The 19,926-nt window shown below is 61.9% G+C and carries 23 protein-coding genes; 13 read left to right on the top strand and 10 right to left on the bottom strand.

The window, feature by feature from the left end; all coding sequences use genetic code 11:
• Positions 1-72: 72 nt before the first annotated feature.
• The 3 genes from flbT (at position 73) to CHC01_RS15750 (ending at position 1,274) form a co-directional block, all read left to right on the top strand.
• A complete protein-coding gene (gene flbT / locus CHC01_RS15760) occupies positions 73-450 on the top strand; it encodes a flagellar biosynthesis repressor FlbT (protein ID WP_089265190.1) in 378 nt (125 codons plus the stop codon).
• Positions 451-453: 3 nt separating this feature from the next.
• Complete coding sequence (gene flaF / locus CHC01_RS15755; RefSeq protein WP_089265189.1) at positions 454-819, top strand: flagellar biosynthesis regulator FlaF; 366 nt, start codon at positions 454-456, stop codon at positions 817-819.
• A 95-nt stretch (positions 820-914) separates the two neighbouring features.
• Positions 915-1,274 (top strand): hypothetical protein, encoded by a 360-nt coding sequence (locus CHC01_RS15750; protein WP_089265188.1) that lies wholly within the window; start codon positions 915-917, stop codon positions 1,272-1,274.
• Between the two features lie 9 nt (positions 1,275-1,283).
• Here the strand turns inward: CHC01_RS15750 and CHC01_RS15745 are convergent, their stop codons facing one another.
• The 4 genes from CHC01_RS15745 to CHC01_RS15730 all read right to left on the bottom strand — a co-directional run bounded on the left by CHC01_RS15745 (position 1,284) and on the right by CHC01_RS15730 (position 3,818).
• The gene (locus CHC01_RS15745) at positions 1,284-1,670 is read right to left on the bottom strand and encodes a hypothetical protein (RefSeq protein WP_089265187.1); all 387 of its coding nucleotides are present in this window, start codon (positions 1,668-1,670) and stop codon (positions 1,284-1,286) included.
• Between the two features lie 164 nt (positions 1,671-1,834).
• Positions 1,835-2,329 (bottom strand): hypothetical protein, encoded by a 495-nt coding sequence (locus CHC01_RS15740; RefSeq protein ID WP_089265186.1) that lies wholly within the window; start codon positions 2,327-2,329, stop codon positions 1,835-1,837.
• A gap of 17 nt (positions 2,330-2,346) precedes the next feature.
• Positions 2,347-2,694, bottom strand: coding sequence for a flagellar assembly peptidoglycan hydrolase FlgJ (gene flgJ, locus CHC01_RS15735; protein ID WP_089265185.1), 348 nt, complete (start codon positions 2,692-2,694; stop codon positions 2,347-2,349).
• Positions 2,694-3,818 (bottom strand): flagellar basal body P-ring protein FlgI, encoded by a 1,125-nt coding sequence (locus CHC01_RS15730; protein ID WP_089265184.1) that lies wholly within the window; start codon positions 3,816-3,818, stop codon positions 2,694-2,696. The genes flgJ and CHC01_RS15730 overlap by 1 nt, the downstream gene beginning before the upstream one ends.
• A gap of 327 nt (positions 3,819-4,145) precedes the next feature.
• Here CHC01_RS15730 and CHC01_RS15725 point away from each other — a divergent pair, with 327 nt between their 5' ends.
• The 4 genes from CHC01_RS15725 to CHC01_RS15710 all read left to right on the top strand — a co-directional run bounded on the left by CHC01_RS15725 (position 4,146) and on the right by CHC01_RS15710 (position 6,613).
• Positions 4,146-4,556 (top strand): flagellar assembly protein FliX, encoded by a 411-nt coding sequence (locus CHC01_RS15725; RefSeq protein ID WP_089265694.1) that lies wholly within the window; start codon positions 4,146-4,148, stop codon positions 4,554-4,556.
• A 252-nt stretch (positions 4,557-4,808) separates the two neighbouring features.
• Entirely contained in the window at positions 4,809-5,219 is a 411-nt protein-coding gene (gene dksA, locus CHC01_RS15720) for an RNA polymerase-binding protein DksA (protein WP_068735634.1), read from the top strand.
• 202 nt (positions 5,220-5,421) lie between these two features.
• Complete coding sequence (locus tag CHC01_RS15715; RefSeq protein WP_089265183.1) at positions 5,422-5,685, top strand: hypothetical protein; 264 nt, start codon at positions 5,422-5,424, stop codon at positions 5,683-5,685.
• A 139-nt stretch (positions 5,686-5,824) separates the two neighbouring features.
• Positions 5,825-6,613: a 2-keto-4-pentenoate hydratase gene (locus CHC01_RS15710; protein WP_089265182.1), complete on the top strand. Its 789-nt coding sequence runs from the start codon at positions 5,825-5,827 to the stop codon at positions 6,611-6,613.
• Between the two features lie 127 nt (positions 6,614-6,740).
• Here the strand turns inward: CHC01_RS15710 and flgH are convergent, their stop codons facing one another.
• From flgH to flgF, 4 genes are read right to left on the bottom strand one after another with little or no spacing between them, the layout of a single operon-like run.
• Complete coding sequence (flgH, locus tag CHC01_RS15705) at positions 6,741-7,493, bottom strand: flagellar basal body L-ring protein FlgH (protein WP_068736258.1); 753 nt, start codon at positions 7,491-7,493, stop codon at positions 6,741-6,743.
• Between the two features lie 5 nt (positions 7,494-7,498).
• Positions 7,499-8,647, bottom strand: coding sequence for a flagellar basal body P-ring formation chaperone FlgA (gene flgA / locus CHC01_RS15700; protein WP_502695660.1), 1,149 nt, complete (start codon positions 8,645-8,647; stop codon positions 7,499-7,501).
• A gap of 11 nt (positions 8,648-8,658) precedes the next feature.
• Complete coding sequence (gene flgG, locus CHC01_RS15695; RefSeq protein ID WP_089265180.1) at positions 8,659-9,447, bottom strand: flagellar basal-body rod protein FlgG; 789 nt, start codon at positions 9,445-9,447, stop codon at positions 8,659-8,661.
• Between the two features lie 12 nt (positions 9,448-9,459).
• Positions 9,460-10,224, bottom strand: coding sequence for a flagellar basal-body rod protein FlgF (flgF, locus tag CHC01_RS15690; RefSeq protein ID WP_089265179.1), 765 nt, complete (start codon positions 10,222-10,224; stop codon positions 9,460-9,462).
• A 364-nt stretch (positions 10,225-10,588) separates the two neighbouring features.
• Between flgF and fliL the strand changes: the two genes are divergently transcribed.
• The 5 genes from fliL (at position 10,589) to CHC01_RS15665 (ending at position 17,278) form a co-directional block, all read left to right on the top strand.
• Positions 10,589-11,080, top strand: coding sequence for a flagellar basal body-associated protein FliL (fliL, locus tag CHC01_RS15685; RefSeq protein WP_089265178.1), 492 nt, complete (start codon positions 10,589-10,591; stop codon positions 11,078-11,080).
• A gap of 18 nt (positions 11,081-11,098) precedes the next feature.
• Positions 11,099-12,298, top strand: coding sequence for a flagellar motor switch protein FliM (gene fliM, locus CHC01_RS15680; RefSeq protein WP_410001823.1), 1,200 nt, complete (start codon positions 11,099-11,101; stop codon positions 12,296-12,298).
• On the top strand, positions 12,295-12,732 hold the full coding sequence (locus tag CHC01_RS15675) for a DUF6468 domain-containing protein (RefSeq protein WP_089265176.1): 438 nt from the start codon (positions 12,295-12,297) through the stop codon (positions 12,730-12,732). Before fliM ends, CHC01_RS15675 begins: the two co-directional genes overlap by 4 nt.
• Positions 12,729-13,499, top strand: coding sequence for a MotE family protein (locus tag CHC01_RS15670; RefSeq protein ID WP_089265175.1), 771 nt, complete (start codon positions 12,729-12,731; stop codon positions 13,497-13,499). Before CHC01_RS15675 ends, CHC01_RS15670 begins: the two co-directional genes overlap by 4 nt.
• A gap of 98 nt (positions 13,500-13,597) precedes the next feature.
• Positions 13,598-17,278, top strand: coding sequence for a tetratricopeptide repeat protein (locus CHC01_RS15665; RefSeq protein ID WP_089265174.1), 3,681 nt, complete (start codon positions 13,598-13,600; stop codon positions 17,276-17,278).
• Positions 17,279-17,290: 12 nt separating this feature from the next.
• Here the strand turns inward: CHC01_RS15665 and fliP are convergent, their stop codons facing one another.
• Together fliP and CHC01_RS15655 are read right to left on the bottom strand one after the other, a co-directional pair.
• On the bottom strand, positions 17,291-18,043 hold the full coding sequence (gene fliP / locus CHC01_RS15660) for a flagellar type III secretion system pore protein FliP (RefSeq protein WP_089265173.1): 753 nt from the start codon (positions 18,041-18,043) through the stop codon (positions 17,291-17,293).
• Positions 18,040-19,125 carry a flagellar biosynthetic protein FliO gene (locus CHC01_RS15655; protein ID WP_441230246.1) on the bottom strand — a complete coding sequence of 362 codons (1,086 nt, stop codon included), beginning with the start codon at positions 19,123-19,125 and terminating at the stop codon, positions 18,040-18,042. Before CHC01_RS15655 ends, fliP begins: the two co-directional genes overlap by 4 nt.
• A gap of 375 nt (positions 19,126-19,500) precedes the next feature.
• Here CHC01_RS15655 and flgB point away from each other — a divergent pair, with 375 nt between their 5' ends.
• On the top strand, positions 19,501-19,914 hold the full coding sequence (gene flgB, locus CHC01_RS15650) for a flagellar basal body rod protein FlgB (RefSeq protein WP_089265172.1): 414 nt from the start codon (positions 19,501-19,503) through the stop codon (positions 19,912-19,914).
• Positions 19,915-19,926 lie beyond the last annotated feature (12 nt).

The raw sequence follows: 19,926 nt of genomic DNA, 5'->3' as shown, positions 1-19,926 counted from the left end.
GCCCGAAACGTGGCACCAGATACCGTTGGCTTTGCATGTGGTCTCACGGCCGCTGCGGGGGAGGAGAGCTGAATGCCTTTGCGAGTCGAACTGAAGCCGGGTGAGCGAATCATCATCGGTCAGAGCGTGATCACCAATTCCGATACGCGCACGGCGTTCCTGATTGATGGCGATGCACCGATCATGCGTGAGAAGGACATTCTCACGGCGGAGACTGCTACGACGCCGGTCAAACGAGTCTATCTCTGCGTGCAGATGATGTATCTGGAGAACGATATCCCGGCGTATCAGGAGCTATATCTCGGCTTCATCAAGGAATTGATCGAAGCGGTTCCGAGTTTTCGCGAGACGATTGAGGACGTCAGTAAGCTTATTTTAAGCGGCGCGCTTTACAAAGCACTCAAGGAATTACGTCCGCTGATCAAGCGGGAAGAAGAGTTTTTGAGGTAGCGAATGTCGATCGGTGCTCAAGCCTATGCGCGTACTGCCCAGACCACGGCGACACCGAGAGACATCGAAGCGCAAGCCCTTCTGAAAGCAGCGCGCAAGCTGCAGGACGTCGTGGCAAACTGGGACCATACCGATGCTGGTCTCGACGAAGCTCTTCTGTTCAATCGCAAGCTCTGGTCGATCTTCGTTGGCGATGCCATCAATGACCAGAATCCGGAATCGATCGAGATCCGCCAGAATATCGCCAATATCGGCATCTTCGTGCTGACGCAGTGCACCGCCCTGCAGCATGTTCGCCAGGTCGAACATCTGCAGTCGCTGATCGATATCAATCGCAATATCGCCGCAGGTCTGTCCGGGCGTCCGTGAGCCTCCCTGAAATCCGTAACGATAGCTTAATGATCGGCGATGCCTAATAGCGACGGATCAGCGGGCGATTCGAAACCGCGCCCGACGGGGCTGAGATGGCAGACGTTCTGAGCATTCTTTCGACGGCTTACAAGACCACCGTGCCGATCACGGCAGGTAAGTACGTGGCGGTGGATCCCGAAACCTATAAGGGTAGCTGGGAAGGCAAGTACGCCAACGGCAAGAAGTTCGAAATAGCCATCTCGCAGGTCGACGGCTTTCGTGCTCAGGTGAAGTACAAGAGCGAAGGAACCGTCAAGTATCAGCAGGTGCTGATCAAGGATAATTCGTTCCGGGTGGGCGATACGAAGTTCCAGCTCAACGGCGACAACAAGGCGATCATCAAGACCGTTGTGACCGATGCAGCGACTGGCAGCACCTATCTTGATACGGCCTACGCTACGCGCGATACGTGATCGGGGCAGTTAGACGCTGCGATCCGTTTCCATACGTCGATCAAGCAACTTTGCGTCCTGCTTCAGCGTGTCCATAGCGCGCAGATAGGCGCGGGAACGCAGTCGCGATTCCTCGGGATACTGGTCGATCACCTGGTTGGACTTCTTGTCCACAGACACGAAGACGATCTCGCCTGCGCCCTTGTCGATGATGACTTCCTTCGAAATCCGATCGCTGTCGACCTGCTGATAGTTCGCCGCAGAAATGTTCGGCTGCAGTACACGGGGCGCTGCTGACACGGTCTTGTCCGGGGGGAGTTGCGTAGGCACGGCTTCGCGCACCGCTTCTGGTGCGGGTCTGATGACCGGTGTGGCAACCGGTGCCCCCACCGGTTTGATATTGAAGTCGGCACCCATGGCAGCCCTCCTGGCTCCATTCGATAAATCCCGACCCGTTCCCAAACAACATTATGCACCGAACGGCTGAATCCGGTGCTTACTTGCGCGCTGCAATTTAAGTCAAAAGATAGCAATGCCGCGGCGCGTCAAACGCGCCCACGGTCGCATGACCAATTATACGATCAAAGTGACCGGCTGACGACAATGGGCGTCATGTTGACCCGGCCCGGCTGAGCCTGCCGACCGGCCGCCGTATAGGTCTGCGGGAAATTGCGCTTCTGAACCTCGGCATTGACGCCGCGGACAATGCCTTCCGAAACCGCGTGCGCTGTGGCGAGCACGGTCAGATTGACCTGCAGCATCGCACGGAACACGTCATGGTGCTTGCGCAAGGCGGAGAGCAGGTCGGGCGTCGTCTGCGCGAGATATGTCTGGCTGATCTTGAGCAGCGAGATCATCGCAATGTAGCGACGCGAAATGTCCGCCTTCGGAGCTTCGAGCTTGATAGCCTCGCGGATATGGCCGTTGCGGACCAGCGTTGTCTCCTGTTCGATGACGGCGAGCAGCTCGTTCATCACCTTCATGAGTTCGTCGGCGAGCTGACGGGCTTCCATCAGCGTCGCGACCGAACGCGGTGCGGCGATCGGGGCGGCTTGCTGGCGTTGCGCATTGTTCATGGCAGTGTCCTCTGCGATCAGCTGGCGCGATTGGCTTGCTGGATGATGAGTGAACGAAAGACTTCGTTGGAGATGCCGACGCCGCCGGCCTTGGCGAAGGACTTCGAATATTCGTCTGTCAGCATCGAGCGCCATGCGCCGGTGCCGGTGGTATCGCCGAACGGGCCTTCACCCTTGATGCCCGATGTCATCTGCGAGAACATCGTGTTGATGAACATCGCCTCGAAATCTTCGGACTGCTTGCGCGTCTTGGCCTGAGCTTGCGGAGATACTTTCTGCAGCGCATCGATCAGGTTCTGATCGGGGCGGCCGTTGATGGTCGGGTGTTTGGCCTGATAGGCGGCGACAGCGGTGTTGACGTTCATCACATCACCTCGATGTCGGCCTGGATGGCGCCCGCGGCCTTGATGGCCTGCAGGATGCCGATCAGGTCGCGCGGGCCGATGCCGAGTCCGTTGAGGCCGTCGACGAGCTGCTGCAGCGAAACGCCGTCTTTCACCAGAGCGAATTTCTTGCCGTCTTCGGTCACGCCGACACGCGTACTTGGCGTGACGACAGTGCGGCCGTTGGAGAATGCATTGGGTTGGCTGACATTGGCGCTCTCCGAAATCGTCACGGTGAGATTGCCTTGAGCCACGGCGACAGTGGCGACGCGCACGTCGCGGCCCATCACGATGATGCCGGAGCGTTCGTCGATGATGATCTTGGCGGCCAGATCCGGTTCGACCTGCAGCTGCTCGATCTCGGTGAGCAGCGCGACAACGTTGCCCTTGAACTCCGGCGGGATCGACAGCTGCACGGTGGAGGGATCGATCGGCTCGGCGGTCTTGGATCCCAGGAAATCGTTGACGGCGGCGGCAATGCGCTTGGCTGTGGTGAAGTCGGGGTTGCGCAAAGCGAGGCGCACATTGGGCAGGCGGTTCAGCGCGAATTCGATCTCGCGCTCGATGATGGCGCCATTGGCGATGCGGCCAACGGTCGGCACGCCGCGGGTGATGCTGGCGGCAGCGCCTTCGGCGGCAAAGCCATTGATGGCGAGGGAGCCCTGGGCGACGGCATAGACGTTGCCGTCAGCGCCGAGCAGGGGGGTGACCAGCAGGGTACCGCCGGTCAGGTTCTTGGCATCGCCAAGCGCCGAGACGGTGACGTCCATGCGGGTGCCCTGGGTGCCGAAGGCGGGCAGGTTGCCAGTGACCATGACGGCGGCGACGTTGCCGGTGCGCAGCGTCTGGCCGCGGATATTGACGCCCATGCGCTCCAGCATCGCCTGCAGCGACTGGCGGGTGAACGGGATGTTGTTGAGGGTGTCGCCGGTGCCGTTGAGGCCGACCACAAGGCCGTAGCCGATCAGCTGGTTCTGCCGGACGCCTTCGATATTGGCGAGATCCTTGATCCGCGACGTCGCATGTGCCGACACCGCCTGCACGAGCAGCACGAGCAGCACCGCACAGGCCGTCTGACAGAATCGGATCGAAGGTAGGCTCGGCATCCTCTGCTCCCCGCTGAGGTCTTCACTGGACCGCTCGCCACTCCCATGACGACGATCCAGCCTTCACTATGCGAGTGCCGTGCCAGCGTTCTAAATCGGTATAAGATGTTGATTTATAATGTAAATGATAAAGGCTCTGGGGCTGCACAAGCGGCTTGCGCTCCGGCGAAAGTGCCGCCTGCGGCAGATTTTGCCGGGCCGTTTACGATTGATTAACCATAAAAGACGACCTTTCCGGATGGAGGTCCGTTTACGCTCGCGATGGTACTGAGCGAACGGCAAGCCGCCGTGGGCCGGGATCGGCCATTACCCTTGCTGGACACGCCGATGCGCATTTACGGACCGAACGGCACCACATTCGGAGCCCCGTCGTCAGGAGCGAAGAAAACCAGTTCGACCGGGTTTTCGTTGCCTGATGCGACACCGACCTCCGAGACCAAACCGACCGTAGCGCCCCGGGCGGCCAACAGCATCGATGCGCTTCTGGCCATGCAGAGCGTCGAAGATCCCATGGAGCGCCGCAAGCGCTCGGTGAAGCGCGGCCGCGGTGCGCTCGATGTCCTCGACGAACTCAAGATCGGCCTGCTCACGGGCTCGATCAATCCGGCCATGGTGGCGCGGTTGCGCAGTGCGGCAGCCAACCTCAAGGAATCATCCGGCGAGCCCGGTCTGGACGCCGTGCTGTCCGAGATCGAACTACGGGTTGAAGTTGAGCTGGCCAAGGCCGGCCAGGTCTAAGTCGGCGAGGCCGGCCCCAAGCGCGGCTGAAACCCGCATAAGCCGTGTTTATGGCTGCTCGAATGGCTCTTGGACCAATGGACCGCGCCGGGGCTGTGGTGCGCTGCAGCAGCACGGTTCCGACCATGAAACCGGGCGGTGGACGGCCGTTCTGGAGGTATCCTGACGTTATTGTCTGTCACATGACGTCGCTATATAAGCTGCGGCGCGGCCGGTCATTTCCGGCGCCTTGCACGCATAGATGGATTGGCCTTGGACAAGTTGAAAAGCTATCGCCCCTCCGAAAAAGAGCCTTTCATGAACGACCGGCAGCGCGACTATTTCCGCGCGAAATTGCTGGCCTGGAAGGAAGAAATCCTCCGTGAATCGAAACTCACCCTGCAGGCTTTGCAGGAGGAGAACGTCAATCACCCCGACCTCGCCGACCGTGCATCGTCGGAAACCGACCGCGCCATCGAACTGCGGGCACGTGATCGGCAGCGCAAGCTGATCTCCAAGATCGACGCCGCGCTGCTGCGCATCGAGGATAATACCTACGGCTATTGCGAGGAGACCGGCGAGCCGATCTCGCTCAAGCGGCTAGAAGCCCGACCGATCGCAACACTCTCCGTGGAAGCTCAGGAGCGCCACGAGAAGCGCGAAAAGGTCTATCGCGACGAATAGTCTTTCAGATGCCAAACGGCCGCCCCATCGGGCGGCCGTTTTTCATTTCGGAGTTCCGGAAGGCAATCATGCATGCTGTGCGATGCAGTGATCTGCGATGACTGCACTGCAGCACGGCGACATTCTTAAACACGGGAATATGAACGTCATCATTCGCCGATAGGACGTAGGCTTGCTCCAGAAAAAAACGGGAGGATGAACAATGGCTGCGCCTGCCTCTTATGATCCCGATACGATCGCGCTGATGAGGAATGTTCTTCAGAAGGTCGTCGCAAAGGTGCCGGAGCAGCACCGCACCTCGTGCAATCAGGCCGCGATCGCCTCGCGCATCCTTGCGACTGCTGCGCAGGGCCGGCGTTCTGAAGATGTCCTGACTACGGAGGCTCTGGCCGAGGTGAAGGAGATCTTCACCGGGCCTGCGGGGATGCGTCGGCTTCATGAAGACCTGACCAGGGTCTTCGGCTGAACTCCAGAATCGAGGAGTTGCAGTGGCGCGAGCGTCGGTTCGCGCCAGCAACGCTGCGCAACGTTGCCAAGCAGGATGGTGGTCGCTACCCGTTAGTCATATGTCGGCATGAGCCGTGTGACGAGCGAAGGGACCGCCGATGGAAAAGTATCTCGCGATCGCCGAAATCCTGGCTTACGTCCGCCATAACCGCACGCCGCTCGCCGTATTGCCGCCAGACGCGGTCCCGCATGATGAGGCCGATGGCTATCGCGTACAGGACGCGCTTCACAATTTGCTGTCGCCCGATTTCGGCTTGCAGGTCGGTTACAAGATCGGCTGCACAAGCGCGGTGATGCAGCAATATCTCGGTATTTCGCACCCTTGCGCCGGCGGACTCTATATGAGTGGTGTTCATGCCGCCGGAACGTCGCTGCGCTACAACGATTATGTACATGTCGGCGTGGAGTGTGAAATTGCGGTCCAGCTCGCGAGCGATCTGATGCCGTCGGGCGAGCCGTTCACGGCTGATGATGTAGCGACAGCGATCGATGCCTACCATCCAGCCATCGAGATCGTCGATGATCGTTATGCGGACTGGCGCAGTATGGATGCGCCGACACTGATCGCAGATGATTTCTTTGCGGCGGGATGTGTTCTGGGTGCGCCTGTTGCTCGTGGCAAGGCGCCTGATCTTCTGTCGGTGATTGGACGTGCCGTCGTTAACGGCATGGAAGTTGGGCGCGGCAACGGCGCCGATGTTTTTGGTCATCCACATCATGCACTGGCCTGGCTTGCCAACCATCTCGCGGCCCGAGACAAGATATTGCGCGCCGGAGACTTCGTACTGACGGGCAGTCTCGTGCAGACGGCGTGGCTCAATCCCGGAGATCACGTCCGAATGGAATTGCTCGGACTGGGCAGCGTCGAGGTGGATTTCAAGAGCTGACGAATGATTGCGCCGCGTTTCCAGTCTGTCCAGAACGACGACGGCCTTCCGCCAGGGGAGCTGACGGAAGGCCGTGCGTGAACACCTCATCGCGTGGGAGCACGATGAGATGTGGGAGCTCGTAACGTTAGAAGGGCAGCAGCACGTCCATCACTTGCTGGCCGTAGCGCGGCTGCTGGACGTCCGAAATCTGACCGCGGCCGCCATAGGCGATGCGGGCCTGGGCGATCTTGGCGCTGTCGATGGTGTTGTCGCTCTGAATGTCTTCCGGACGCACGATGCCGGCGACGATCAGTTCGCGGATCTCGTAGTTGACGCGGATTTCCTGCTTGCCCTCGACCACGAGATTGCCGTTCGGCAGCAATTGCGTAACCACAGCGGCAACGCTGGTTTGTAACGCTTCCTGTCGTGCGACTGATCCCTTGCCGTCGCTCGACGACGATCCGTCAGCCGTCAGCAGACGGCCGGGCAGGACCGAGGCGGCCGAACCTGTCAGCAGTTTGCTGCCCGCAAAGTCGGTGATGCCCGAGTTTTCCGTATTGGTGCGGCTGCGCTGGGTCTCGTTGGCGATATTGGCCTTGTCGGTGAAGTTCACGGTGACCGTGAGAATGTCGCCGATCTGGCGTGCGCGCTGATCCTTGAAGAAGGCGCGCGATCCGCTGCGCCATAGCGAGTTGGCGTTGTAGGACGCGACCTCCGGCTTTGGCATCGGCATCTGCACCGGCTTGTAGCCGGGTTGCGTCGTCGGGTTTTCGATCGCCGTGAGCGCGGGCTTCTCGCCGATGGACGCGAGACGGTCGATCGATGAACAGCCGCTGGCAGCAAGGCCGACCGTCAGAAGCGCAGCGCCGGTGGCGAAGGGACGATGGAACTGGAACATCAACTTTACTCAGCTTTTCGAGAAACAGGCACGTGGTCGTTGGCAGCAAGCGCGACGGGAGAGGTGGCAGCGGGAGAGTTGGCCAGGGGAGGTCTGGCCTGGGAGATTTTTTCGGACGGGAGAGACTCGCGGGTTGGAGCAAGAGTTGGCGCGGGAGTTTCGACTTGCGCGGGGAGACGCGGCGATGGAGCGGAGACGGCGACCTGGCCGCGACCGACCACGACGCCGGAGACGGTGCGCTTGGACTGCAGGTTGATCACATTGACCACGTCGCCTTCGGTGCCGCCTTCGATGGCCTTGCCGCGCAGCGTGAGGTAAAGCCCGGCGGTTTCGTAGATCAGCGTCACTGCCTGATCGCGGGTGACCAAGTCTGGCTTGGCGAGGTCGGCATTGCGGATTGCCTGACCGGCGCGCAGTTGGCGGCGGCTCTGCATCCCCACGGCGCGGTCGCGCGTTGCGCCATCGTTGCCGACTTCGGCTTTCGGGCGACGCTCGACGACGACGTCAGAGGATTTCAGCACCTCGTTGCGTTCGACGCCGCGGACCAGCACCGCCGCTTCCACGGTCTCAACGGCACTCCCGGTGAAACGCAGCTTGGTGGCAGACACGTTGGAGTCGTTGCCGATCGCAAAGGTGACGTCGAAACGGCCGCTGCGCGCGTCGAAGCGGACCGCGACGGGCTGCAACGCGCCGGTATTGCTGGCGTCGAGCTGCAGGCCCTGGACTTCGCGGTCGAAAGTGAGGCTGAGATTGGCGGCGGCACCAAGGCCGTGGCGGTTCTCCAGCGCTTGCGCGACCTGGTTCTCGATATCCTTGCTGTCGATGCTGCGCGACAGCCGCGTCACCGTGATGGACTTGAGCTCGCGTGTATCAACGCCGATCACCTGATGCTGCCGCAACGCCGCGATGACCTGCGCGGTCGATAGCGTGCCGACGGTGCCGAGATCGGGCGCCCGATAGATTGCGATCTGCGCGGTGGGGCCGGCATTGTCGATGACATCGCCAATCCGCACCACGTCGCTGGACACGGTGACGTTGGCGCGCAGCGTTGGCGATGCGATGACCTCGTCGCGCTGCGCTTGGCCGAGCGCAGCGGTGGCCGCAGCAGCGAGCAGCGCGGTGGCGAGGAGAAGCGAACGCATGGCTGATGTCATGATCATTCTCCTCAGCGGAACATGCCGGCGGTGGATTGCAGCATCTGGTCGGCGGCGCTGATGACCTTGGCGTTCATTTCATAGGCGCGCTGTGCGGCGATCAGGTCCGAGATTTCGGTGACCACTTCGACATTGGCCATTTCGAGGTTGCGCTGCTGCATGTCGCCGAAGCCGTCGGCATTGGCGACACCGTCCTGCGGTGGGCCGGAGGCAGGTGTTTCGGTGAACAGGTTGTCACCGATCGAATTGAGGCCGGCCTTGTTGATGAAGCGGGTGAGGCTGATCTGGCCGAGAACGGTCGGGGTCGTCGAGCCCGGTACGATGACCGAGACCTGGCCCTGTGCATTGATCGAGAGTTGCGACGACGCCTGGGGAATCGAGATCGTTGGCTGCAGCAGGTTGCCCTGCGGGTTGACGATGCGGCCCTGCTGGTCGGTGGAAAACGTACCATCGCGGGTATAGGCGAAGGTGCCATCGGTGAGCTGGATCTTGAAGAAGCCTTCGCCGCGGACCGCGATATCGAGATCGCCGCCGGTCGCGGACAGCGTGCCTTGGGTCATCATGCGCGGAGTACCGACGGTCTTCACACCGCCGCCGATATCGACGCCGACCGGAATGACCGTGCCCTGATCCGATGCTTGCGCACCGACGCGGCGAACGTGATCGTAGATGAGGTCCTGGAATGCGGCACGCTGCTTCTTGAAGCCGGTCGTGCGCATGTTGGCGATATTGTTCGAGATGACCTGGACGTTGAGTTCCTGGGCCGCCATCCCGGTCGCGGCAGTGTAAAGAGCGCGCATGGGTCAGATTCCTTAAGCCGGAACGTCGGCAAGTTTTTCGATGGCGGAGCGCCGCGCGTCGCCTTGCGACTGCAGCATGTTGGACAGCTCGGTATAGGCGCGGGTGACGTCGATCATCCGGGTCATTTCGACGACGGAGCTGACGTTCGACTTTTCGATGAAGCCCTGGTTGAGCTTCGACGTGGTGGACGGCTGCGGATTGGCGCCGGGACCGGCCGAGAACAGGTTGGAGCCTTCTTTCACCAGCCGCTGGGGCTGCGCGAAATTGACCATGCGAATCTTGCCGCGCACGGAGTCGATGCGGTTGATGCCTTCGAGCACCGTGACCGTGCCGTCCTGCGAGATGTTGATGTCGTGGTCGGTCTGCTGGAACACGATCGGGCCATTGGCGCCGAGCACCGGTGCGCCCGACGCAGTCACGAGCTGGCCCTGCGAATTGATCTGCATGCCGCCGTCGCGGGTGTAGCGCTCGCCGTTCGGGGTCTGCACCGCGAGGAAGGCGTTGCCGTCGATGGCGACATCCAGCGGATTCTTGGTCTGCTCGGTCGCGCCGCCGGTGAAATCATGCATCGTGGCGCGGTCTTGGACGAAGGACACGCGGCGGTCGCGGCCGACGAAGTTGTCTTCGCGGGCGGCCGGGCTCAGATATTCCTCGAAAATCGTCCGCTCGGCCTTGAAGCCGCTCGTGTTGATATTCGCAATGTTGTTCGCCACGACGTCCATCTGACGCCGAAGCGTCATCTGCCGCGACAGTCCGACGAGAAGCATATTCTCCATCGGTGGTTCTCCCCTAAGTTCGCGCGGATCGCTCTCCCAAGCTCGCCGCGGATCCCGTAAACCGCACAGCTCTCCCAAGCCGCGGTTCGCTAAGGTGAGTAGCGAAAGCCGTGCCAAGTCAAAAAGCTGATATTTTTCAACTTGTTGGTAGTTTTCGAGGCGCGAAAACGGGCGGCAGAAAGGTCTTGTTGACCATATTTGCCGGCAGAATTTTCCTAGTTGAGCGTCAAAAGAAAGATTCCGTTAACCATTGCGACCTAGCGTCACGATCACACAGGGCCTTGGGCGCTGGCAGCATTTTGTATCGCGTCTTTATTGCCTGCTTTGCAGCATCGAGCTCATCCCAACCCCGGACGGGCAGGCGATGGCGGATACGGAAACTTCAGAAGGCACCCCGACCGGGGACGAGGCGGCAGCTCCCAAGAGCAAATTCAAGCTGATCGCAATCGTCGCGGGCGTGCTGGTGCTTGCAGCGGGTGGTGGCGGCTGGTTCTTCCTGAAGGGACACCCCAAGGAAGAGAAGAAAGAGGCGGCGCCGGCTGCGAAGCCGCTCGCCTTCATTGATGTGCCGGAAATCCTGGTGAACCTTGCCGGTCAGCCCGGCGAGCGCGTGCAATATCTCAAGGCCAAGATCGTGCTCGAGGTGAAGGAAGCGCCGCTCGTGGCGCAAATCACGCCGTCGATGCCGCGTATCACCGACATGTTCCAGGTTTACCTGCGCGAACTGCGCACCACCGATCTGAACGGCTCCGTTGGCATGTTCCGGCTGAAGGAAGAGCTGACGCGGCGCGTCAATGCCGCGATCTCTCCTCATCACGTGAACGCTGTGCTGTTCAAGGAAATCCTCATTCAGTGAGGAATTGGATTTAGGCTGATGTCTACCGAACAGGTCGATCAGGACGCAATTGCCGCCGAATGGGAAGCGTCTCTGGATTCAGAGGATCCCGTTGAGGCGGCGAAAGCGGCTGCCGAAAACGAACTCACCGGCACCATGGCGGAGCAATGGGCCGCCATGGTCGAGGACGGCGGTCGCGATATCGGCGGCGGCAAGAACGGCGGCGAGCGCGTTCTCTCGCAGGAGGAAATCGACAACCTCCTCGGCTTCAGTGTCAACGAGGTTCATCTCGACGAAAATTCTGGCATTCGCGCCATCATCGATTCCTCGATGGTGTCGTATGAGCGTCTGCCGATGCTCGAAATCGTGTTCGACCGTCTGGTGCGGTTGATGACCACGAGCCTGCGCAATTTCACCTCCGACAACGTCGAAGTCTCGCTCGATCGCATCACTTCGGTGCGTTTCGGCGACTATATGAATTCGATTCCGCTGCCAGCCGTGCTGTGCGTGTTCAAGGCAGAGGAGTGGGAGAATTTCGGCCTCGCTACCGTCGATTCCAGCCTGATCTATTCGATGATCGACGTGTTGCTCGGCGGCCGTCGTGGTCAGGCCTCGCTGCGCATCGAGGGCCGTCCCTATACCACCATCGAAACCAATCTGGTGAAGCGCCTGATCGAAGTCGTGCTGGCCGACGCAGAACAGGCGTTCCGGCCACTGTCGCCCGTGGCTTTCACCATCGACCGGCTTGAGACCAATCCGCGCTTTGCCGCCATCAGCCGTCCAGCCAATGCCGCAATCCTGGTGCGCCTGCATATCGACATGGAAGATCGCGGCGGCAATATCGAATTGCTGCTGCCCTATGCGACGATCGAGCCGATCCGCGCCGTGCTCATGCAGATGTTCATGGGCGAAAAATTCGGCCGTGATCCGATCTGGGAAAGCCATCTCGCCACTGAAATTGCTCAGGCCGAGATCGCCGTCGACGCCGTGCTGTATGAGGCGGAGATCCCGTTGAAGCAGCTGATGCTTCTCAAAGTGGGCGATACGCTGCCGCTGGAAATGCGTGCGGATGCCCTTGTTGCCGTGCGTTGCGGAGCCGTGACCTTGACTGAAGGTCGCATGGGCCGTGTCGGCGACCGCGTTGCCATTAGAGTCACGAAACAATTACGCAAGCCTAACACAACCTTCGCCATGTTTGAGAAGGCTGATGAGCAAACTAAATTGATGGAGGCACAATGAGTCATTCATTAGGAATTGTGATCGAGAGCCTGGTTGCGGTGCTTCTGATCCTGACCATCGCCTATTGCATGTTGCTCAATAAGCGCCTGAAGCGCCTCAAGGCGGACGAGCAATCGTTGAAGGCCACGATCGGCGAGCTCATCACCGTGACCGAGATCGCCGAGCGTGCGATCGGCGGACTCAAGCTTACCGTGCGCGACGTCAATGAGAATCTGGGCAGTCAGATTTCGGCGGCAACGGCGCTGGCCGATCAACTGAAAGCCCAGCTCGCCGAGAGCGACGCTGTCGTGCGCCGGCTATCGAAGATTGCGGTGGCGGCACGGCCGCTCACCGAAACCGACCCTGATGCGCCGCGGGTGTCCGCAGCGCGGGCCAATGCCGCGGCAGCGCAGGCGTTTGCCGAACGGAGGAGGCCTGACGGCATCGCTGCATGAAAGCTTTTCGGGACGTTCGTATTCTTCCTGTCGTCTTGGTGGCGGTTTTCGGGCTGGCGATTCTCAAGATCGCCGGCCTGGTGATCGATGGCGGCTACGTGTTCAACTACGATCCGCAGCCGCAGCCTACGAAAGGATCGTGGGCGCAGGAGATGTTCAACTTCCCGGGCGGCAAGCCAGTGGACGGCGATATTACCGGCTCGGTGTCAGCCAAGAAGGAAGAGCCGAAGCCCGCGGTAGCGGCGCCTGCAGCGATCGAACCGACCAGCAACCCGCCTGTCGAACTGTCTCCTCAAATCTCGCCGGCCGAACGGGCGATCCTCGAACGGCTGCAAGCGCGCCGTCAGGAGCTGGAAGCGCGTGCACGCGAGATCGACATTCGCGAGAGCCTGCTGAAGGCTGCAGAGAAGCGCATCGAAACCCGCGTCGATGAATTGAAGGGCGTCGAAGCCGGTATCAAGACTGCGAACGACCAGAAGAGCGAGGTCGATGCCGCCCGCTTCAAGGGTATCGTCACCATGTATGAAAGCATGAAGCCGAAGGACGCGGCGAAGATCTTCGATCGGCTGGAAATGCCGGTGCTGTTCGAGATCGCCTCGCAGATTGCGCCTCGGAAGATGTCCGACATTCTCGGTCTGATGCAGCCGGAGGCCGCTGAACGCCTCACCGTGGAACTGGCGCGCCGCGCCTCGGGTGGCGAACGATCTGCCGCGGCGGTCGAACTGCCCAAGATCGAAGGCAGGCCGATCCAGCAGGGCCGGAATTAAAGAAATTAATTAACAAATCCTTAGAGCGCGGAATCTAGATTCGACACAGGGCGAACGACTGGTCGTCCTTCGAGCATCGGGCTGAGAGACACTTCTGAATGGCACGGACGGCTGCCGTTGCATGTTGGACGCAAGCTCGCGCATGGACGCGGGCCGTTCGACGTTGTGCGGTCCTCGCGGGCATTGTCTGTCTTGCGCTGTCGTTCCCGGATGCCGCATCTGCGCAAGCGGTGAGGGGCACCGCGAGCATGGGCACGTCGGGCGGCTATGGCCGCATCGTGCTGAAGCTTGCCGAGGACGTGGAGTCCGAGGTGACGCAAGCCGGCACCATTCTCGTCATTCGCTTCAAGCGGCCGGTCGATATTCCTGTCGAGATTCTCGGCGACGCCGCCCCCGACTATATCGGCTCCGCACGCCGCGATCCCGATGGCACGGCGATCCGCCTCGCTTTGTCACGCAGGGTGACCGTCAATTCGATGACGGCGGGCGAGCGCATCTTCATCGATCTGTTGCCCGACAGCTGGAAGGGTATGCCGCCCGGTTTGCCGCAGGATGTGGTCAAGGAATTGTCGGAGCGTGCGCGCGCGGCAGAGCGCGCCTTGCGCCAGCAACGCGCTGCCGCGGAAAGCCAGAAGAAGCCGCCGATCCGCGTACGCGCATCCGTGCAGCCGACCTTCGTGCGCTTCGTGTTCGAGACCGGCGGCGTCGGTGTGTCGTCGGTGCTGAACGAGAAGACGCTGACGCTGACCTTCAACGCCGGTCTGGTGTTCGATCTCGCCGATGCCAAACTGTCTGCACCCGCCAATGTCGCATCGATCGGTCAGGCGATGGACGGCAACCGGACCGCCGTCGAGATCGGCTTGATCGGTGACGTCGATGTGAAGTCGTTCCGCGAGGACAAGAGCTACGTCGTCGACATCGGCTTCCAGCAGAATGAAAAGCCGTCGCCGCTGGCCAAGCTGCCGGTGGCCGCTCCTGCGGACGAGAAACCGCCGGTCGCGGCGAAGCCTCCCGAGGTCGAGAAGCCCGCCAGCGTTCCGGCACAGCGCTCCGGCGAGATCGTGCCGCCGACCTCCGAGACGATCGCAAGAGAGATCGTTCCGGAGAAGAAGGTCGAGGTTGCGACGGCTGCACCGGCAGCGCCCGTCGCGGCAGCGAAGCCGGAAGAGCCAAAGCCCGAGGCGGCCAAGGTCGCTGAATCACCCAAGCCTGCGCCGGCAGCCGAGCCTGTTGTCGTAGCTCCTGCCAAAGAAACACCGCCGCCTGCGCCTGTCGTTGTGGCGGCCCCTGCTGCTGCACCCGTTGCTGCTGCGCCGACCGAACCGGCGGGCATGCCGGTTGAGGTCAAGCGCAGCAGCGACGGCGTGCGCATAGCCTTTGCCTTTCCATCGCAAACGCCGGTCGCTTTGTTTCGTCGCGGCGATATCCTGTGGCTGGTGGCAGATTCGACGCGGCCCATCGACACCGCGCCGATCCGCCGTGACAGCGGATCGATCATTGCCGATGTGAGCACGATCCCGCTGGAGAGGGGGCAGGCGATCCGCATCCGCCTTAACCGCCCGCAATTGGCCTCTCTCACGACCGACGATCCTGCCGGCGCGGGGCAGGCCTGGTCGCTGATGCTGGCCGATACACGTCAGACGCCGTCGCAGCCGCTTTCTGCCGTGCGCAACATTGCCGATCCCTCGCGCGCCAGCGTGCAGGTGCCATTGGCCAAGCCCGGTCTCAAGCATCGCCTGGTTGATCCGGATGCCGGCGATACGCTCAATATCATCACCGCGCTGCCACCATCGCGCGGCTTCATCCGTCGCCAGGACTTCGTTGAATTCTCGTTGCTGGAATCGATTCACGGCGTGGTGGTTCAGGTGAACTCCGACGACGTGTCCGTTGAAGCCAGTATCGACAAGGTGATGCTCACCAAGCCCGGCGGCCTGACGCTGTCGGCAGCCGATGCGGCGCCGCAGCGCGCCTCGACGGTCGCCCGGCCGATCTTCGATGTCGGCCAATGGCGCAAGGATCAGGAAGGCCCGTTCAATGCGCGCTTCGGCGAGTTGATCGACGCGATGTCATCGGCCGAAGCTAGTTCGCTGCCGCAGGCGCGGATGGATCTGGCCAAATTCTACATGGCGCGCGGCATGTACCACGAGGCCAAGGGCGTCGCCGATCTCGCGATCGCGGACACCAAGGTCGGCGAGGAAAGCCCTGTCGCGCTGATCGTTCATGCGGTGGCCAGCGCAATGATGGGGCGTCCCGAACAGACCCTGAAGGATATCGCCAATCCGGTGCTCGGGCCGGGTTACGATGGTGAATTGTGGAAGGCGCTCGCCTACGCCAAACAGGAAAAGTGGGTCGAGGCGCGCGAGCGTTTCAAGAATGCCGAGTTCACGCTCGCCGCGCTGCCGGCCGATCTGCAGCGCGCGGCCTTGATGCTGGCGCTGCGGGCCTCGCTCGAGGTCAAGGACTATGCCGGCGCGTCGTCGCGCGGCAGTGAGCTCGAAACGGTCGGCATCTCGCCGGAGATCAAGCCCGCGGCCATGCTGCTCAGCGGCTGGCTCGACGAGGCGCTCGGTCGCGAGAAGGATGCGCTGTCGAAGTATCAGGACGTCACCGGGTCGGTGGATCGTCAATCCGCAGCGGAAGCCAAGCTGCGCGAAATCAATTTGCGCCAGAAGCGCAACGAGATCAGCAGCGAGGACGCGCTGCATGATCTCGAAGTGCTGGCGGTGACCTGGCGCGGCGATGGCACGGAAGTGCAGGTGCTGCAGATCCTGTCACGCATGTATGCCGAACTCGGGCGCTACAATGACTCGCTGCTGGCCGCCCGCACGGCCACCGAGCGCCAGGCCAACAGCGAAGCCGCGCGCCAGGTGCAGGACGAAGCCCAGGCGTTGTTCTCGCAGATCTATCTATCGCCAAAGGGCGACAGCCTGCCGCCGGTCGATGCGCTGGCGATGTTCTACGAGTTTCGCGAGCTGACGCCGATCGGCCGCCGCGGTGACGAAATGATCCGCCGTCTCGCAGATCGTCTCGTAGCTGTCGATCTGCTCGATCAGGCTGCCGAGCTTCTACAGTATCAGGTCGATCACCGTCTCGAAGGCGCTGCACGCTCGCAAGTCGCTGCGCGTCTGGCGATGGTCTATCTGATGAGCCGCAAGCCCGACCGGGCCATCGCCGCGCTGCGCACCACGCGTATCGCCGATCTCAATGGCGAACTGCGTCAACAGCGGTTGCTGCTTGAGGCGCGGGCGCAGAGCGACATCGGCCGCCGTGAGCTGGCTCTCGACATCATCTCTCATGTCAGCGGGCGCGAAGCGATCCGGCTCCGCTCGGATATCTACTGGTCGTCGCGGCGCTGGCGCGAGGCCTCCGAACAGATCGAACTCTATTATGGCGACCGCTGGCGGGATTTCTCGCCGCTGACGCCAAGCGAAAAGAGCGACATCATCCGTGCTGTCGTGGGTTATGCGCTGGCGGAAGACGCCCTCGGTCTCGCGCGTTTCCGCGAAAAGTATGCGCCGCTGATGAATGTCGGTGCCGACAAGATCGCCTTCGACACAGCGAGCAAGCCGACCTCGACCAATTCTTCGGAATTCGCCGCCATTGCCAAGATGGCCGCGTCCGTCGATACGCTCGACGGCTTCCTGCGCGAGATGAAGACGCGCTTCCCCGAAAGCAGCGCCAAGGCGATCCTGCCAGGTGCCAGTGCCGATCCGATGCCGACCGGCTCGCTGAAGCCGCAGCCGGTGGTCAATGTCCGCAAGATCGAGATGACGCGGTAAGGGTAAGCCTCGCTACTGCCCGTAACTTTGCACCAGACTGCCTGCGACCAGCGACCAGCCATCCACCAGCACGAAGAAGATCAGCTTGAACGGCAGTGACACCACCGCCGGTGGCAGCATCATCATGCCCATCGCCATCAAGACCGAGGCGACCACGAGATCGATGATCAGGAATGGCAGGAACAGCAGGAAGCCGATCTCGAAAGCGCGTTTCAGCTCGGAGATCATGAAGGCCGGCACAAGGATGCGGAGCGACAGGTCGTCAGGCGTTGCCGGGACTGGCTCGCCCGACAGGTCCATGAACAGCTTGAGATCCTTCTCGCGCACGTTCTTCTGCATGAAGCCGCGCAGCGGAATGGATGCACGCACCAAAGCTTGTTCGACGGTGATGTCGTTGGAGATCAGCGGCTTGATACCGTCGTCATAGGAACGTTGTAGCACCGGTCCCATCACGAAAGCCGTAAGGAACATCGCCAGCGCGATGATCACCGAGTTTGGCGGAGCCGTCGCTGTACCCAATGCGGTGCGCAGCAGCGACAGCACGACCACGATGCGTGTGAATGACGTCATCATGATCAGGATCGACGGTGCGATCGACAGCACCGTCAACAACGCGATCATCTGCACGGCACGTTCGGTGACGCCGCCGCCACCGCCGCCGAGATTGATGCTGATGTCCTGCGCCATCGCGGGACCTGTGAGGGTCCCGGCGGCGATCAGAACTGAAAGGAAAAATACTCTACGCGGGAGGTTCGCCGAACTCACGAACTGGACTTTGGCCGTCCCAGCAGGGAGGCCATCTCGTCTTCGAGATTTTCAAAACCCGATTTGACCGGCGGGACGACGGGGGGCGCTTCCGCACGGGCAGGGCTGGCGATCGAGACTTCCGGCGACCGCGAAGCCGGACGGATCGATGGTGCCTCAGGCGCCACCGACGGAGCGCCGACCCGGGGCTCAGGCGCATCCTGACGGGTTTCGCCGGCAGGACGGCGCAAGGCTGCTTCGAGGCGCTGCGCCATATCGGCAAGGTTCTGATCGGCAGACGACACCGCGACTGCCGGAGCAGGAGGCGTAGGGGCTTGCGTCGGTACGGGCGGCGCAACGACCGGGGCGGGAGCCGGGGCAGCAACAACCGGAGCAGGCGGGGTCGGCGCTGCTGCGACGGGACGGTCCGGCGTGCGGGGTTGCGGCATGGTGCGGATCGGCGGATCGGCACGCATCGGGCGCGGCATCATCGGCTCGCTACGTGGCATCTCGGCACGTGGCATTTCACTTCGCGGAATCGGCCGCTGCGGGAAAAGGTCGTTGCGTGGCGCCGGTTCGGGGCGCGGCGCAGGTTCCGGCGCGAGGCTGGCTACCGGATCGGGTCGACGCTCCGGCAAAGGCGCGGCCGGGCGGCGTGGCTCTTCGATAAAGGAGGGGCGCGCGGGGCGCGGCGCCGGCTCCGGCACATGCGGTTCGGAATCGAAGCCGGAGTCGTTGCTCTCTGCCCAGCTCGGGGCTTCAGGCAGCGATGGGCCACGGCTTGCCACATCGGCGGCGAGGCCGCCGCGCTGCGGGGCCTGCTCGCGGCCGGGCATGGCGCGGACGATATTGGGCTCGACGACAATGTCCGACGGGCCACCGATCATCAGCAGGTGTTCGACATTGTCGCGGCGGACCAGCACCAGGCGGCGGCGGCCGTCCACGGCGGCGGCATCGATCACCGCGAGTCGCGGCAAGCGCCCGCGGCTGGTGTTATTGCCCAGCCGGTTGCCAGCGAATCGGCGCACCAGCCAGGCGGTAAGCCCGATCAGCGCCAGCACGACAACGAAGGCCAAGATAAATTGCACCGATGATTGCATCATAAAGTCCCCAGCCAGACAGGGTGGCTGCAACGTCCACGTCCAGAGCTGGAGGTGTCATACCCCCGCACGCCCCGCACGCAGCGTGAATCACGCCCCATCTGTTAACGCCCCACGGCAGAACCTGCCGTTGGTTAATAATAAACTATGAATCGCTGCAGCCAAAACGACTTCTGCCGCCCCGTCGTATGGCCGATGGGGATGGTTAATCGGCCAATTCAGGCGAAAAAGCGTTGGCAGTTGCGAAAAACGTCAATTTTGCAGCATTCATTTACGGTTCGGTAACAAGTACCGCCGGAAATTAACTTCGTATTAACCATGCAGGCGGCAAATTCTGCCTAGCTCAGGACACTCCGTCCGGGCGGGCGGAGAAGGCCGATGGCGATCAGCGACATGCCGATGTTGTCGGCGCTGCGCACCAAGATGCAGTGGCATCAGGAGCGCCAGCGTGTGCTGGCCGAAAATATCTCGAATTCGGACACTCCGAACTTCCGCCCCCGCGATCTCGTGGAACCGAAATTCGACAAGGCCGGGAACACGTCCGTCACCGCCGGCGGTATGGGCTCGCTGCCGATGATGCGCACCGCCGGCACCAATATCCTGCCGACCGGGGGCTCGGCCTCCTTCAACCAGAACAGCCGGGTCGGCTACGAGACCCGCCCCGCCGGCAATGCCGTCAATCTGGAAGACGAGATGCTCAAGGTCTCGGCCAACCAGATGGACTATGCCGCCGCGACCTCGCTCTACACCCGCAGCCTCGGTCTGTTGAAGACCGCTATCGGCAAGCGCTGACGCCGCCGCGCG

This window comes from Tardiphaga sp. OK246 (assembly GCF_900188215.1).
GTDB lineage: Bacteria > Pseudomonadota > Alphaproteobacteria > Rhizobiales > Xanthobacteraceae > Tardiphaga > Tardiphaga robiniae.
This window is presented reverse-complemented; position numbering and strand designations above follow the sequence as displayed.

What these genes read in the sequence shown, in the direction of transcription:
- flbT (WP_089265190.1), top strand. Translation starts at nt 73, where the DNA reads ATGCCTTTGCGAGTCGAACTGAAGCCGGGTGAGCGAATCATCATCGGT.
- flaF (WP_089265189.1), top strand. Translation starts at nt 454, where the DNA reads ATGTCGATCGGTGCTCAAGCCTATGCGCGTACTGCCCAGACCACGGCG.
- CHC01_RS15750 (WP_089265188.1), top strand. Translation starts at nt 915, where the DNA reads ATGGCAGACGTTCTGAGCATTCTTTCGACGGCTTACAAGACCACCGTG.
- CHC01_RS15745 (WP_089265187.1), bottom strand. Translation starts at nt 1,670, where the DNA reads ATGGGTGCCGACTTCAATATCAAACCGGTGGGGGCACCGGTTGCCACA.
- CHC01_RS15740 (WP_089265186.1), bottom strand. Translation starts at nt 2,329, where the DNA reads ATGAACAATGCGCAACGCCAGCAAGCCGCCCCGATCGCCGCACCGCGT.
- flgJ (WP_089265185.1), bottom strand. Translation starts at nt 2,694, where the DNA reads ATGAACGTCAACACCGCTGTCGCCGCCTATCAGGCCAAACACCCGACC.
- CHC01_RS15730 (WP_089265184.1), bottom strand. Translation starts at nt 3,818, where the DNA reads ATGCCGAGCCTACCTTCGATCCGATTCTGTCAGACGGCCTGTGCGGTG.
- CHC01_RS15725 (WP_089265694.1), top strand. Translation starts at nt 4,146, where the DNA reads ATGCGCATTTACGGACCGAACGGCACCACATTCGGAGCCCCGTCGTCA.
- CHC01_RS15715 (WP_089265183.1), top strand. Translation starts at nt 5,422, where the DNA reads ATGGCTGCGCCTGCCTCTTATGATCCCGATACGATCGCGCTGATGAGG.
- CHC01_RS15710 (WP_089265182.1), top strand. Translation starts at nt 5,825, where the DNA reads ATGGAAAAGTATCTCGCGATCGCCGAAATCCTGGCTTACGTCCGCCAT.
- flgH (WP_068736258.1), bottom strand. Translation starts at nt 7,493, where the DNA reads ATGTTCCAGTTCCATCGTCCCTTCGCCACCGGCGCTGCGCTTCTGACG.
- flgA (WP_502695660.1), bottom strand. Translation starts at nt 8,647, where the DNA reads ATGACATCAGCCATGCGTTCGCTTCTCCTCGCCACCGCGCTGCTCGCT.
- flgG (WP_089265180.1), bottom strand. Translation starts at nt 9,447, where the DNA reads ATGCGCGCTCTTTACACTGCCGCGACCGGGATGGCGGCCCAGGAACTC.
- flgF (WP_089265179.1), bottom strand. Translation starts at nt 10,224, where the DNA reads ATGGAGAATATGCTTCTCGTCGGACTGTCGCGGCAGATGACGCTTCGG.
- fliL (WP_089265178.1), top strand. Translation starts at nt 10,589, where the DNA reads ATGGCGGATACGGAAACTTCAGAAGGCACCCCGACCGGGGACGAGGCG.
- fliM (WP_410001823.1), top strand. Translation starts at nt 11,099, where the DNA reads ATGTCTACCGAACAGGTCGATCAGGACGCAATTGCCGCCGAATGGGAA.
- CHC01_RS15675 (WP_089265176.1), top strand. Translation starts at nt 12,295, where the DNA reads ATGAGTCATTCATTAGGAATTGTGATCGAGAGCCTGGTTGCGGTGCTT.
- CHC01_RS15670 (WP_089265175.1), top strand. Translation starts at nt 12,729, where the DNA reads ATGAAAGCTTTTCGGGACGTTCGTATTCTTCCTGTCGTCTTGGTGGCG.
- CHC01_RS15665 (WP_089265174.1), top strand. Translation starts at nt 13,598, where the DNA reads ATGGCACGGACGGCTGCCGTTGCATGTTGGACGCAAGCTCGCGCATGG.
- CHC01_RS15655 (WP_441230246.1), bottom strand. Translation starts at nt 19,125, where the DNA reads ATGATGCAATCATCGGTGCAATTTATCTTGGCCTTCGTTGTCGTGCTG.
- flgB (WP_089265172.1), top strand. Translation starts at nt 19,501, where the DNA reads ATGGCGATCAGCGACATGCCGATGTTGTCGGCGCTGCGCACCAAGATG.